Here is a 12,906-nt window from a genome sequence, read left to right as displayed (position 1 = left end):
TTGTTACAATGGGGCGTCCCGACCGCCAAGAGTGCCCCATGTCAACTATCCGGCCACACCTGCTCATCATCGATGCCCTCAACCTCATTCGCCGTCTGCACGCGGTACAGGCCCAGCAGGCACTGACCCCTGCCCAGGCGCTGGTTGCAACCCGCGCCAACCTCATCAATACCTGCCGCAAGCTGCTGGCCAATAGCGAGCCAACCCATGTCATTGCCGTGTTTGATGGCGAGGTGCACAGCTGGCGCAAGGAGGTCTATCCGGCCTACAAGGAGGGGCGAACCCCCATGCCCCCTGAACTGCGTGAGGGGTTGGCGCCCCTGCAGGATGCCTTTTGGGAGTGCGGGGTCGACGCTCTGCTCTCCGAGACCGATGAAGCGGATGACCTTATCGCCACCCTCGCCAGCGGCATCGCCAGCCATGGCCATCAGGCGACCATCATCTCCACCGACAAGGGGTTCTGCCAACTGATCTGCCCGCAGATCCGGGTGCGCGACTACTTCAACAAACGCTGGCTGGATGCCGCCTTCGTCCAGCAGCAATATGGGGTAGCGCCTAATCAGCTGGTCGACTTCTGGGCCCTGACCGGCATCGGCGGTTCCAATATCAAGGGGGTTCCGGGGATCGGCCCCAAGACCGCCACCCAGCTGTTGCAGCAATATGGCAATCTGGCAGCCATGCTCGAAGCCTGCCAGCAAGAGGACGCCGCCAAGCCACTGATCAAACTGCGCCAACATCAGGATGAGGCCCTGCTGGCCCAGCGGCTGGTGCGCTTGCAGCGGGATATTCCGCTGGGATTCAACCTGCGGGACATCCGCTACCCGCCCCAGCCAGACTGAAGTGCCGAACAAAAATGCAGGCAAGGGCGTGAACCATGACGAGACTCACCCTCGCTGTTGATAAAAGTGAGTAGAATGTAAAGGAATGTGGTTGGTTTGCTGAGTAAATGCTATAAAGCAGCCCCATCCTCCCCTATACCCTGGAAGTGGAACCCTCTCATGTCCAAAAGAAAAATTACCGTGATCCCCGGCGACGGCATTGGCCCCAGCATCATTGAATCAGCCATCCAGATCCTGACCCATGCGGGCTGTGACTTTGAGTACGAATACGCTGATGCGGGTCTGGTTGCCCTCGAAAAGCATGGCGAGCTGCTGCCCCAGGCGACCCTGGATCTGATTGAGAAGAACAAGGTGAGCCTGAAAGGGCCATTGACCACACCGGTCGGCGGCGGTTTTACCTCCATCAACGTCTCCCTGCGCAAGAAGTTCAACCTCTACGCCAACGTGCGTCCGGTCATCTCCTTCAAGGGCACCAGAAGCCGTTACGACAACATCGATATCATCACGGTGCGTGAAAACACCGAAGGGATGTACTCGGGTGCAGGTCAGAAGCGCAGTGATGACAACAAGAGTGCCGAGGCGATGAGCATCATCACCCGCGAAGGGGCCGAGCGCATCGTCAAGTTCGCCTTCGAGCTGGCCCGTCAGGAAGGGCGCAAGAAGGTCACCATCATCCACAAGGCGAACATCCTCAAGTCGACCTCCGGCCTGTTCCTCGAAGTGGCACGTGAAATCGCCAGCCACTACCCGGATATCCAGAGCGAAGAGATGATCGTCGATGCCGCCTGCATGAATCTGGTGATGTACCCGGAGCGTTTCGATGTCATGGTCACCACCAACCTGTTCGGCGATATCCTCTCGGACCTGTGCGCCGGTCTGGTCGGCGGCCTTGGCATGGCGCCTGGCGCCAACATCGGCGATGGCGCGGCCATCTTCGAAGCGGTCCACGGCTCTGCGCCTGACATAGCTGGCAAGAATATCGCCAACCCGACCTCGGTGATCCTCGCCTCCATCCAGATGCTGGAGTACCTCGGCATGCAGGATAAAGCAGAGCGGATACGCGAAGCAGTACGAGCCACCATCGAATCCGGTGATCGGGTCACCCGCGATCTGGGTGGCACGGCTTCCACCAGCGAATTCACCCAGGCCATCATCGATCGTCTGTGAGTTAATTCATTGATTTTAAAAGGGAGCTTCGGCTCCCTTTTTTATATTTCCGAATCCTTTGCCACTCCCCAAACAGCAACTATGTTCAATAGAGAAGAAGAACAGGGAGTGTTTTTCATGAAGGGATACGGGTGCTATCTGGTTTCGGGTCTGATGCTGATTTGTGGTACTGCCAGTGCTTTCGAGCAGGATCAACAGACCCAAACCGCCAAACTGCCGCAGCAGGAAAAACGGACTGCCACCGAGGTATGGCGCTCGAGCCTGAATACCAACGACCTGCTCAAGGCACCCAAACCCCTGTCGTTTGGTATTGAAGTCTCCACCGACAACTTTGGTAATCAAAAGATCACCTCCTACCCGCAGCTTAATCTGACCCCGGAAAAGAGCGTCAGTCTGTCGGTCGAACGCTTCAGACCCAAGGTCAAGTTCAAGGCTGGCGGAATGAACACCGCCCTCAGGCTGAGAGGAGACGGGATAAAGATGCAGTTCAATCCGGTAGACAAAACCATCCCGCTGCAGATAGAGATCAAGGTGACCGACGACGAATCCTCCCTGCGCCTCGATTACCGTTTCTGATATTTTCCGGCAGCCGAATAGCAAAAGGCCGACAGCTTTCCCTGTCGGCCTTGGTATTTATCGTACAGGCAGAACTGCTACATCACGCCTTGGGCTCGAGTTTGGAGACCCAGTACTTGTTGTAAACATGCACGGTGATCTCTTCTCGATCGTGATAGAGCTGCTTGGCCTGGATCACGAACGCGTTGTCGATCTCCTTGAGCATTTCGCGCAACACCTCGATATTGTGTACCGATTCAGCATAACGCTTCTTCATCGGCAGCTTGAGGTTGAACATCGCCTCCTGGCAGTCGCCCTCACGGAACCAGTCTGCAATCATGTGAACGACCCGCGCCGGTTTATCGACCATGTCGCACACCAGCCAGTAGGTGTTCTTCTTGCTCGGACGCCAGACGAAACCGTCATCCCGGATATGCTTGACCTGACCGGTATCCATCAGGGATTGGGCCATCATGCCGTTGTCGACCGCCGTCACCATCATGCCACGACGCACCAGCTGATAGGTCCAGCCACCCGGACAGGCACCCAGATCCACCGCCTTCATGCCTGAGCAGAGACGCACATCCCACTCTTCCCGCGGCACGAACACGTAAAACGCCTCCTCCAGCTTGAGGCTGGAGCGGCTCGGTGCATCGGCCGGGAAGCGCAGGCGCGGGATCCCCATGTGGAATCCGGAGTTGTTGAACGAATAGGAGTAACCCAGCAACACGTGATCATTGGCCATGAAGAAGGCGTGGAACACCGGACGGTTCGGCGTCTCCTTCTTGGTCAGGATCTCGTTGCTGCGCAGCGCCTGACGCAGCGGCACGGTGAACTTGCGGCAGAAGGCCGACAGCTCTTTCGCTTCGTTGGTATCCGCGGTTTCGACCCGCAGATCACCGCAAATGGTGTAGTCACTCACCGCCTCAAGGATCGGGGAGATCCTGTCCGCGACATCCAGATCCTTCAACTCATGGGTGACCACCAGCATCTGGCGGATGAAGATGAGCTCCCGGAACGGCAGCTTGCGAGCCAGCAGGTCCGCCTGCTCCTCGTCATACAGTTCGAAGATCACATAACCGCTGTCGTCCTTGACCCGGGCGAAACCGTAGCACTGCATGTTACCGGCACGCTCGGTGATCTCTGCAGCCGCCTCTTTCTCAAAACCGGGGCGGCAATAAAGCAGCAGATTATTCATTTTTTCCTCCAAGACGACAGCCAGCCCAGATCAGGGCCGTCCATCCCAACATAAAACAGAGGCCACCGGCCGGGGTAATCAACCCCAGCCCCTTGCTGCCAAGCAGCACCATGGCGTAAATACTGCCGGAGAATCCGATGATCCCCAGCACAAAGGCGGTGCCAGCCAGGTGGATCACCCTGCTGCGCACACCACACCAGCCCAGAACCAGCAGGGCCAATGCGTGAAAAAACTGATATTGCACGGCGGTATTGAACGCCGCCAGACGCTCGGGCGTAATGCCGGTCGCCGCCAATCCATGGGCGCCATAAGCCCCCAGCATGGTGGCCGTCAACCCGAAGAAACCAGCCAGTATCAGCCAATGTCGATGGATCTGCATCCTCACTCTCCCTCTCTCATCGAGGCTGGCAATCAAACCAACCCTATCGTGCTATCCGTGCCGGGCCACAAAATGGCTGATGGCCGCCGCCGCATGCTGCATATTCTCCTGCTCACTCACACCACTGGCTTTACGCGGTTTGAAACCATGATCACCATCGGTCAACCAATGGACCGATACGGCGGGTGAGAAGGGGAAATCGGCCAGTTCGGCGCGACTACCGAAGGTGTCGCGCTCCCCCTGCAACAGCAGGGTTGGCACTGCAATGTGCTTGAGTACCTCGCCTCGCCAACTGTCGGGCTTGGCCGGAGGGTGGAAAGGATACCCGAGAATGAGCAATCCTGCAGCATTCATCTCACCCTCGCCTTCACGATACAGTTCCGCCGCCATCCGCCCACCCATCGACTTGCCCGCCAGAAACAGCCGTGGATGGGCAAACTCGCGGATCATGTCGCGCCAATGGGCGAGCAGCACAGGCGCCCTGTCAGGCGGGCGGCGCTTGCCATCCTGTGCTCGCCTGGTCATGTAGGCAAAGTTGAAGCGCACCACTTCGATATCCGGCCCGGCCAGCAGGCGTGACAACTCGGCAAGAAAGGGGTGATCCATCCCTGCACCTGCCCCGTGGGCCAGCAAAATGCGAACGGGGGCATCAATTGCCCCCTCGCGGATCACATCAGGCATCGGCGAGCCTTGCCCTGCGACGCGCCTCTTCCTGCTCCACCAGCTCCAGCATCCAGTCGCGGAAGGCAACGATCTTGCCCTGATCCGACTGTTGCTCCTGGCACACCAGATAGAAAGCATTTTTGCTCACCAGCACCTGCTCGAACGGGCAGATAAGGCGGCCGGCCTCAATCTCGGGTTGTGCCAGCACGCTGTGGCCAAGCGCCACCCCCTGGCCGTGGATCGCCGCCTGGATCACCATGGTGGAGTGGCTGAAGATGGGCCCCTGATTGACGTTGGGGGCATCGATATCGAGCTGGCGGAACCAGGCCTTCCAGTCGCGGCGGGAGGTATCGTGCAGCAGGGTATGAAGAGTCAAATCTTGCGGTGTACGCAGTGGCTTGGATCCCGTCAGCAGCAAGGGGGAACAGACGGGGATCAGGTATTCGGTATGCAGCTTGTCACTACGCAGACCAGGCCAGTTGCCGCGCCCGTAGTAGATGGCCACATCCACATCATCGGTGAGCGACCCTTCATCGAGATCGACCGCCTTGATCCGCACGTCGATATCGGGGTGGCGCTCGCTGAACTTGACCAGCCGCGGCACCAGCCACTGGATGGCGAAACTCGGCTGCAAACTGACAGTCAACGCCCCCTTGGCACTGCGGGCCAGCAGCTTGTCGGTCGCCTCTGAGATGGAGGCAAAGATGTCCTTGATATCCAGGAAATAGCCCTGTCCCTCTTCGGTCAGCAACAAGGAGCGGTTTTTGCGGCGGAACAGCTTGATGCCAAGATACTCCTCCAGCGCCTTGATCTGGTGACTGATGGCAGCCTGAGTCACAAACAACTCTTCTGCTGCGCGGGTAAAGCTTAAGTGACGAGCCGCAGCTTCAAACGCCTTGAGGGCATTGAGCGGGGGTAAACGACGAGACATGACACCAGCCGACGATGAGTTTTTCTAATGGGGCGCATTATAATTTGTCGGTTGCGGGTCGACCAGTGAATAAACATAATTCGCCCAGCAATCAGTCGTCATATGGCTCACATTTTCTACTACGTGTTGGTTTACATGTGTTTTTAGTGAGTCTTTCGACTGTGATTGTGGTGTTGTGTTTCTTCCTCTGCGGGAAGAGGGGCTCAAATCTCACCGGTTTGACCCAGTCTGTCATCTGAATGTGTTTGGCGCCTCCAGCTGGATGGCGCCTTTTTTCATCCCTTCTATACCTTGAACTGCCCCACCAGCTGCTGCTGTTTGTCCGCCAGCGCAGAGAGCTCGCGACCATTTTCGGCGGAGGTCGCCGCCTCGGCCCGAATGGTGTGGCTCACATCGCGAATATTGCTGACATTGCGGTTGATCTCGTCTGCTACCCGACTCTGCTCCTGCGCCGCCCGGGCAATCTGCTCGTTCATCTGATGGATGGTGGAGACCGACTGGATGATCTGCTCCAGCACCTGTACCGAGAGATCTACCTTGGCAAGCGTCTCGTCAGCTTGGTCATGACCATCGCGGATAGCCTTGACCACGGCGCCGGTACCGGATTGCAGTTGGCTGATCAGGGTCTGGATCTCGACGATGGCATTCTGAGTGCGACCGGCCAGATTGCGCACCTCATCGGCCACCACGGCAAAACCTCTCCCCTGTTCACCGGCTCGCGCCGCTTCAATGGCCGCATTGAGTGCCAACAGGTTGGTCTGCTCGGCAATCCCCTGGATTACGATGAGGATGTCATTGATGTTGCCGCTGTTGGCCGAGAGATGCTCGGCTACCGGCTGGGCATCATTGATGATGGTCATCAGCTTGCGCATCGCCTCCTGGGTGTCAGCCACCACATACTTGCCTTCTTGCGCCGCGGCATCCGTCGTGTTGGCGGCAGTGACGGCTGCGCTGGCATTGCCCGACACCTGCATAGCCGTGGCACTCAGCTCTTCAAATGCCGTCGCCACCAGATCGATCTCCTGATACTGGGCCTGCATGCCGCTGCTGGTGCGCTCAGCCACTTGCGCGGCTCGCTCGGCACTGTTGCGCGTACCGGAGACGGTATCAATCACCTGACTGATGGTGGATTGCAACTTGTTGAGGAAGCTGTTGAACCACTTGGCCAGCTCGCCGATTTCGTCTTGCCGCTGGATCTCGATACGCTGGGTCAAATCCCCCTCACCGCTGGCGATATCCTTGAGGCGGGCAACCACGGCGCGGATGGGCGCCACAATCTGGCGCGCCATCAACCAGATAAAACTTAGGGCCACCAGCGAGATCAAGATGCCGATCAACAGTTGCGAGACCACGCTGCGACTGGCCTCGCTGGCCAGTTCATCCTGCAGTTGCTGGGCCGAGGCCAGCACCACGGTGCGCGGCAATTCAATGTAGATACCCCATTTACGTTCAGTGCCACGCATGGAGACCGGGACAAAGGTCTGCAACAAGGTGCCATCGCTGCTCCAGCGAGTCAGCTCCTGACCCTGACTGAGCCAGCCTTTCAGCTCGCTGGCCAGCCCCTGATACTTCTGATCCAACCCCCGCCCCATGGTCACATCGAACTCATCGGCTCCCGCCACGCGCCCCTCGTGACTGACCAGCAAGATTCTGCCCTTGCCGTCATAGAGCTCCTTGTCCATGGCGCTGACCAGACTCTGCAAAGTGGCCAGCGAGATATCGACCCCGACCATCCCCAGCAAGGTCCCCAGCTCCAGCAGCGGGACCGTCACCGAGGTCATCAATATCTGTTTATCACCCACATCGTCCAGATAGGGCTCCAGCAGGCAGAGGGCACGGGTGCGAATGCTGCAGCGATACCACTCGTTTTCGATGCCACCAGCCTCGGTCGGGCTCTCATCGGCCAGTACATCTTCATTCTGCACTTCCGGCTCTATCTTGCCGTTGTCATAGGCCCAGTAACTGGAAAAACGCCCCTTGTCGTTGGAACCCAGCGCCGTTGAGCCCTGATAGTTGCTGTCTTCCCCATCCAGCTGATCAGGCTCGAACACCGCATAGACACCAAGCAGATTGGTCGATGAGGCAACGGCATCGTGCAGTTGCTGATTGACGGCGCTGCGCAGCGCCTCCGAATGGACAAAGTTCTCGGCCGCATTCTTGCGCTGGAACAACACGCTCTCCGCCAGCAAACTGGCGCGGAAATAGGCCTCATCGAGATAGCTGGTCACCTTGGCCGCCTGCTCCGAGCCCATCGCCTTCATCCAGTTTTCGGCAGACTGCTGCGCCTCGTGCATGGTGGCTTGCCGCACCTGCTGTTGCATCTTGTTCGCGTTGTAAATCGAAGAGGCAACCAGAGCGGCGGCTGTCACCAACAGACAGCAACCGGCGATCAGGGTAATCCGACCCTGGACAGAAAGAGCGCTCATGCCAATATTCCTACGTCATACAGATATGGATAGATTATCGACTTTATAAACAAAAACTTAACTCTCTCACAGCAAATCCAGCGAGAGTTGATTAACTTCACCCTCTTGTGGCAAACCCACTACCAAGCCCAGCAGGCGAACCGAACGCCCTTGCGCCCGCTGTAGCCCCTCTTTGAGCAGGGGAACGAACAAGGCTGGCTGATAGCCACCCTGACTGCGATAGACGGTGGTCTGGTGGAAGTCGGCAAACTTGAGTTTAATCCCCTGCCCCATCACCTGCTCGGCAGGGCACGCCAGCTGAAATCGCCGCTCAAGCTCCGGCAACAGTTGTTGCAATACCGTCAGGCAGGCGGCTTCGTCACAAACATCGCTCGCCAGGGTGGTCTCCACACCGATGGTTTTGCGGATCCGGTGCGCCTGCACCGGCTGTTCATCCAGCCCCCAGATCCGGGTCGTCAGCATCTCCCCCAGCTTGCCAAAACGGCTGCACAGCTCTTGTGCCGACAAGGCCCGCGCATCCTCACAGGTGTAGAGCCCCTGAGCCTCCAGCCGCTCGGCGGTCTTGCGCCCCACCCCAGGCAGTTTGCCGAGGGGCAACTGGCAGACAAATTCGGCCACTTCGTCGGGACGAATGACAAACAGACCATCGGGTTTGCGCTGCTCCGAGGCGAGCTTGGCGAGAAACTTGTTGGGGGCCACTCCGGCCGAAGCGGTCAATCCCAGTTCGGTGACGATGGCTTGCCGGATCTCTTGCGCCATCAGGGTGGCGCTGCCGCCACAGCAAGGACTGTGGGTCACGTCGAGGTAAGCCTCATCCAGCGACAGCGGTTCAACCTGATCGGTATAGCGGAGGAAAATGGCCCTGAGCTGACGGGAGATATCCTTGTACACCGCCATTCGCCCAGGGATCAGTACCAGCGGTGGGCAGAGTTTTTTCGCCAGCGCGCTCGGCATGGCGGAGCGCACCCCGAACCGGCGCGCCACATAGTTGCAGGTCGAGATGACGCCGCGCCGCTCGGAGGCCCCACCGATGGCGAGCGGCACCTCCCGCAACGCCGGATTGTCCCGCATCTCCACCGCGGCAAAAAAGCAGTCCATGTCGATATGGATGATCTTGCGCATACCACTGTATAAATAAACAGACATGGCATCATCTTACCCCAAGGATAACCGCAGCTCTATCTCTCTCGTTGCGGCTAAAATAGTAGACTCCAAGGAGACCTTTACTACCACAATGACAAGGAGCGTTCGGGATGAAATATCTTTGGTTGGGACTCTGTTTGCTGCCGCTGACCGGCATCGGCAAGAACAACCCGACGGCAGAGTGCCGCTGGCTGTACGACCGGATTGAGATACTGGAACAGGCCATCAAGAAAGGGGACACACTCGGCACAGAGCAAGAGTTGTCACGCTGGCGTGAAGAGTTTCGCAAGAAGAAGTGCAAACAGTACGACTACTGAGCCGGACAAGATGGCGTGACCGACAACGGCAGATAACAAGCGGGCCCCGATCAAGATGACCGGGGCCCGTTTTTCAAAGCATGGCCAGCTTGATTCTGCAGCAGAGTGCGCTCAAGGCAGCACCATAGGGCCAGCCACGGCGGTAGCCACGTCATCCCCGCGCAGCACCCGAACCAGTTCAAGGGCAAACTCGATGGCACTGCCCGGCCCCTGGCTGGTGATAAGGCGATGAGCCTCATCCCTGACTACCCGCTCACGTGACAGCTGCGATGTCGGCAGTCGGGACTGAAAGCCGGGATGACAGGTGACGATGGCACCATCCAGCAGGCCGTGATGTTGCAGCACCACCACGGGGGCGGCGCAGATGGCAGCGCGCCAGCGACCAAGAGCAGCCTGCTCTTTGAGCAGTTCGATGACCAGCGGGGTATCACGGATCACTTCGCTGCCGGGCAGACCCCCAGGCACCACAATGGCTTCAAAGTCCCGACGGTTCAGCTCGTCGATATGACAATCTGCCACCAGCTGCACCCCACGAGATGCCTTGATCTGACGCTCACCATGCGGGCAACAAGAGGCAAGCACCACCTCGATGCTGGCACGCACCAGGGTATCGACAATGGCGACCGTCTCTATCTCTTCCGACCCGGGGGCCACCAGCACCAGTACACTCACGTTCGCCTCCTTGCTGCTTGCTCTGTCATGTAACGGATCAGGCGGCCTGACTCTTCTCTTTGATCGCCTGATAGAGACCCTGATTGACCGGCACGGCAATGCCATGCCGGGCAGCCTTGACCAACAAGAAGCCGGTGATGGCCTCGATCTCGGTCTCGCGTCCCAGCTCCATATCCTGATACATGGAGGAGTAATTGTCAGCGGTCAATTCCACCACTGTCATCACCCGGCGCTGCAACTCTTCGGCCGTGGTTGCAACTCCTTCAGCACACATCACATCCGCCACCTCCACACAGATCTGCTGCAGGGCATCGGCAAAACGGGGGCCAGCCAGCTCGCCGTTTTTCAGCTTGTAGAGGGCCGTCAGGGGATTGATGGCACAGTTGATGGCCAGCTTTTGCCACTGGCGTGCCACTATCTGCTCATCCCAACCCGCCTGACCCAATGCCTGCGCCAACTCATCTGCCAGTGATGCATGAGCCTTGGCTGCCTCGTTAAATGGCCCCAACCAGGTTTCCCCCTTGCCGGTATGACGGAACACGAAATGGCCCGCTTTCATGGCACCATGGCTGGTCACCCCTGCAATCACCGGGTTATGCGGAAACATCTGGACCACCTTCTCGGCAATCCCCATCCCGTTGTGCAGCAGTACGATCGGCACGCCAGCATCCAGATGGCCAACCAGTGGAGCCAGGGCGCCAACCACCTGACTGGCCTTGGTCATCACCAACAGACGCTGGATTTTTCCCGGCTGGCCGGCAAATGCACGTTCGATATTGAGCAGCTGTACCTGCCCCTCCAACGAAGTAAAGTCAAATCCGGGGTGCAGGGTAGATTGATGATGCTCACGCAACAAGACTCGGGTGGATTGACCGCTCTGGGTCAGCAGGGAGGCAAAAACGCCGCCGAGAGCTCCGCACCCGAGCAGTGTCCACTTGGGCGCTACAGGTGGCATAACGGGTTGTCGGGAATTTTTTAATCCGCTTGGCATGATGTGACTCTGTCAGGGTAAGGGTTGCAATCCTCTCAACCTGTTACCGGGAATAAATGAAAAATAGCGCGAACGGACACTAACGGGTCCAACCTTCCTGTGCGCAGGGGATTCTAGCAGAGCACTCCCATCAAAATCAGCAAATTTGCCGTATTTCTGGTAGATTTGGCCCCCGATAACGCAACATGAGGAGCTTCGGCTATGCCGTCATTCGATATTGTCTCTGAAGTCAAAATGAACGAGGTGTTGAACGCAGTCGACAACGCCAATCGTGAACTGGCCACCCGTTTCGATTTTCGTGGGGTAGAAGCCAGCTTCGAGTTGAACAAAGAAGAGGTAAAGCTGGAAGCCGATGCCGATTTCCAGCTCAAGCAGATGGTCGAAATCCTGCGCGGTGCCCTGCTCAAGCGCAACATCGAAAACAGCTCCATGGAAGTGGGTGACTCCGTTCACTCCGGCAAACGCTTCCACCTGACCGTCAAGTTCAAACAGGGGATCGAGAAAGAGATCGCCAAGAAGCTGGTCAAGCTGATCAAGGACTCCAAGATCAAGGTACAGGTCGCCATCCAGGGTGATGAAGTACGTGTCACCGGCAAGAAGCGTGACGATCTGCAAGAGACCATGGCACTGGTCCGTGGCGCCGACCTGGGCCAACCGATGCAGTTTCAGAATTTCCGCGACTGATGATGGGAGAGAAGGGCTCTCCCTTCTCCTCTTCTTTAATCGTCCGAGCATAAAAAAACCGGAGCCAATGCTCCGGTTTTTTGTTCCCCAAGTTTTATTAGAACTTGTAGGTAACAGAGAAGTAGTGGCTGAAGCCGGTGCTCTTCCACGGGGTACCGTCGTAGGCTTTGGAGCCATCTTTGGTACCGTAGGCATCCATGAAATACTTCAGGCCATAACCAACCGCGTAGCGATCGGAGTGCCAGTAGATACCGTGGAAGGTGGCCAGGTTGTCGCTGGTACGGTCAGCACGGTCATGGGTATCCAGGCCGAATTGATAATCCAGATAACCCTGGTAGGAGACAAAGCTGCCATTGCCGAAGGTATAGAAAGGCTTGAACCAGTTCATGGAGAACTGATAACCGTTCCACTCACCTTCTTCTTCGGTGAAGAACTGGTTCTCGGTGGCGTGACGTGCATACAGGTTCATGCCAACCTTGCCAAACCAGGGAACCATCACATCGGCACCCAGACCCAGCTGGTTTTCCATCTGCTTGTCACCAACGTTGTTCAGGTTGGCAATGTAAAGCTCTTGCACAGGACCAAAGGAGAGATCTTTACCTGTCAGCGCATCCAGAGACATACGCGGTGCAAACTTCATGAACAGGTTCTGACCATGGTGTTTATTGCTGTGACGGGAGTCGAAAATATCGAATACGTCGACGTAACCGTACAGGTCAAACAGGCCGGAGCGACCACCGAACTCCATCTCAAAATAGGTATCGTTGTAGTCCTCTTCACCGGTAGTGAAAGGGCGCTGGTCGATGGTGTGCATGACGTTGAACTGCATCCACTTGTAGTCATTCTTGTGGATATCACCGCTGTAGTCAGCAGCAAAGGCTGGAGTTGCGGCAGCAGCCAGCAGACCGGTAGCGATCAGAGTCTTGGTAAATTTGGCCATT

14 protein-coding genes are annotated in these 12,906 nt (G+C 57.5%); 5 read left to right on the top strand and 9 right to left on the bottom strand.

All coding sequences use genetic code 11. From position 1 onward, the window contains the following. Positions 1-38: 38 nt before the first annotated feature. The 3 genes from xni to G5332_RS12845 all read left to right on the top strand — a co-directional run bounded on the left by xni (position 39) and on the right by G5332_RS12845 (position 2,582). Positions 39-839: a flap endonuclease Xni gene (gene xni, locus G5332_RS12855; RefSeq protein WP_421172786.1), complete on the top strand. Its 801-nt coding sequence runs from the start codon at positions 39-41 to the stop codon at positions 837-839. 159 nt (positions 840-998) lie between these two features. Further along, entirely contained in the window at positions 999-2,006 is a 1,008-nt protein-coding gene (locus tag G5332_RS12850; protein WP_005349723.1) for an isocitrate dehydrogenase, read from the top strand. Positions 2,007-2,123: 117 nt separating this feature from the next. After that, a complete protein-coding gene (locus G5332_RS12845; RefSeq protein WP_139410971.1) occupies positions 2,124-2,582 on the top strand; it encodes a hypothetical protein in 459 nt (152 codons plus the stop codon). Between the two features lie 82 nt (positions 2,583-2,664). Here G5332_RS12845 and rlmM read toward each other — a convergent pair whose 3' ends face one another. The 6 genes from rlmM to dinB all read right to left on the bottom strand — a co-directional run bounded on the left by rlmM (position 2,665) and on the right by dinB (position 9,280). Beyond that, the gene (rlmM, locus tag G5332_RS12840; protein ID WP_005338617.1) at positions 2,665-3,759 is read right to left on the bottom strand and encodes a 23S rRNA (cytidine(2498)-2'-O)-methyltransferase RlmM; all 1,095 of its coding nucleotides are present in this window, start codon (positions 3,757-3,759) and stop codon (positions 2,665-2,667) included. Further along, the gene (locus tag G5332_RS12835) at positions 3,752-4,138 is read right to left on the bottom strand and encodes a DUF423 domain-containing protein (protein WP_421172785.1); all 387 of its coding nucleotides are present in this window, start codon (positions 4,136-4,138) and stop codon (positions 3,752-3,754) included. The genes rlmM and G5332_RS12835 overlap by 8 nt, the downstream gene beginning before the upstream one ends. 51 nt (positions 4,139-4,189) lie before the next feature. Further along, on the bottom strand, positions 4,190-4,819 hold the full coding sequence (locus tag G5332_RS12830; RefSeq protein WP_216951897.1) for an alpha/beta family hydrolase: 630 nt from the start codon (positions 4,817-4,819) through the stop codon (positions 4,190-4,192). Continuing rightward, complete coding sequence (locus G5332_RS12825; protein ID WP_185227590.1) at positions 4,812-5,732, bottom strand: transcriptional regulator GcvA; 921 nt, start codon at positions 5,730-5,732, stop codon at positions 4,812-4,814. The genes G5332_RS12830 and G5332_RS12825 overlap by 8 nt, the downstream gene beginning before the upstream one ends. Positions 5,733-6,016: 284 nt before the next feature. After that, a complete protein-coding gene (locus tag G5332_RS12820) occupies positions 6,017-8,158 on the bottom strand; it encodes a methyl-accepting chemotaxis protein (protein ID WP_421249722.1) in 2,142 nt (713 codons plus the stop codon). 66 nt (positions 8,159-8,224) lie between these two features. Next, positions 8,225-9,280 (bottom strand): DNA polymerase IV, encoded by a 1,056-nt coding sequence (gene dinB / locus G5332_RS12815; protein ID WP_421249732.1) that lies wholly within the window; start codon positions 9,278-9,280, stop codon positions 8,225-8,227. A gap of 131 nt (positions 9,281-9,411) precedes the next feature. Here dinB and G5332_RS12810 point away from each other — a divergent pair, with 131 nt between their 5' ends. Further along, positions 9,412-9,618, top strand: a complete 207-nt coding sequence (locus G5332_RS12810; protein ID WP_019445898.1) for a hypothetical protein — start codon at positions 9,412-9,414, stop codon at positions 9,616-9,618. 111 nt (positions 9,619-9,729) lie between these two features. Here G5332_RS12810 and G5332_RS12805 read toward each other — a convergent pair whose 3' ends face one another. After that, positions 9,730-10,290 (bottom strand): DJ-1 family glyoxalase III, encoded by a 561-nt coding sequence (locus tag G5332_RS12805; RefSeq protein ID WP_421311275.1) that lies wholly within the window; start codon positions 10,288-10,290, stop codon positions 9,730-9,732. Positions 10,291-10,327: 37 nt separating this feature from the next. Then, positions 10,328-11,281, bottom strand: coding sequence for a ketopantoate reductase family protein (locus G5332_RS12800; protein ID WP_421311274.1), 954 nt, complete (start codon positions 11,279-11,281; stop codon positions 10,328-10,330). Positions 11,282-11,482: 201 nt separating this feature from the next. On the opposite strand from G5332_RS12800, the gene G5332_RS12795 reads away from it, so the two are divergent. Beyond that, a complete protein-coding gene (locus tag G5332_RS12795) occupies positions 11,483-11,965 on the top strand; it encodes a YajQ family cyclic di-GMP-binding protein (protein ID WP_216951900.1) in 483 nt (160 codons plus the stop codon). A gap of 97 nt (positions 11,966-12,062) precedes the next feature. Here G5332_RS12795 and G5332_RS12790 read toward each other — a convergent pair whose 3' ends face one another. After that, positions 12,063-12,905 carry an outer membrane protein OmpK gene (locus G5332_RS12790; RefSeq protein ID WP_216951901.1) on the bottom strand — a complete coding sequence of 281 codons (843 nt, stop codon included), beginning with the start codon at positions 12,903-12,905 and terminating at the stop codon, positions 12,063-12,065. Between the last annotated feature and the right edge of the window lies 1 nt (position 12,906).

The organism is Aeromonas sp. 603757, from assembly GCF_049171255.1.
GTDB lineage: Bacteria > Pseudomonadota > Gammaproteobacteria > Enterobacterales > Aeromonadaceae > Aeromonas > Aeromonas veronii_A.
The sequence above is the reverse complement of the archived record's forward strand: the minus strand, read 5'-3'. Positions and strand labels throughout refer to the sequence as shown.

What these genes read in the sequence shown, in the direction of transcription:
- G5332_RS12790 (WP_216951901.1), bottom strand. Translation starts at nt 12,905, where the DNA reads ATGGCCAAATTTACCAAGACTCTGATCGCTACCGGTCTGCTGGCTGCT.
- G5332_RS12835 (WP_421172785.1), bottom strand. Translation starts at nt 4,138, where the DNA reads ATGCAGATCCATCGACATTGGCTGATACTGGCTGGTTTCTTCGGGTTG.
- G5332_RS12845 (WP_139410971.1), top strand. Translation starts at nt 2,124, where the DNA reads ATGAAGGGATACGGGTGCTATCTGGTTTCGGGTCTGATGCTGATTTGT.
- G5332_RS12850 (WP_005349723.1), top strand. Translation starts at nt 999, where the DNA reads ATGTCCAAAAGAAAAATTACCGTGATCCCCGGCGACGGCATTGGCCCC.
- G5332_RS12800 (WP_421311274.1), bottom strand. Translation starts at nt 11,281, where the DNA reads ATGCCAAGCGGATTAAAAAATTCCCGACAACCCGTTATGCCACCTGTA.
- G5332_RS12810 (WP_019445898.1), top strand. Translation starts at nt 9,412, where the DNA reads ATGAAATATCTTTGGTTGGGACTCTGTTTGCTGCCGCTGACCGGCATC.
- G5332_RS12825 (WP_185227590.1), bottom strand. Translation starts at nt 5,732, where the DNA reads ATGTCTCGTCGTTTACCCCCGCTCAATGCCCTCAAGGCGTTTGAAGCT.
- xni (WP_421172786.1), top strand. Translation starts at nt 39, where the DNA reads ATGTCAACTATCCGGCCACACCTGCTCATCATCGATGCCCTCAACCTC.
- G5332_RS12795 (WP_216951900.1), top strand. Translation starts at nt 11,483, where the DNA reads ATGCCGTCATTCGATATTGTCTCTGAAGTCAAAATGAACGAGGTGTTG.
- dinB (WP_421249732.1), bottom strand. Translation starts at nt 9,280, where the DNA reads ATGCGCAAGATCATCCATATCGACATGGACTGCTTTTTTGCCGCGGTG.
- G5332_RS12820 (WP_421249722.1), bottom strand. Translation starts at nt 8,158, where the DNA reads ATGAGCGCTCTTTCTGTCCAGGGTCGGATTACCCTGATCGCCGGTTGC.
- rlmM (WP_005338617.1), bottom strand. Translation starts at nt 3,759, where the DNA reads ATGAATAATCTGCTGCTTTATTGCCGCCCCGGTTTTGAGAAAGAGGCG.
- G5332_RS12830 (WP_216951897.1), bottom strand. Translation starts at nt 4,819, where the DNA reads ATGCCTGATGTGATCCGCGAGGGGGCAATTGATGCCCCCGTTCGCATT.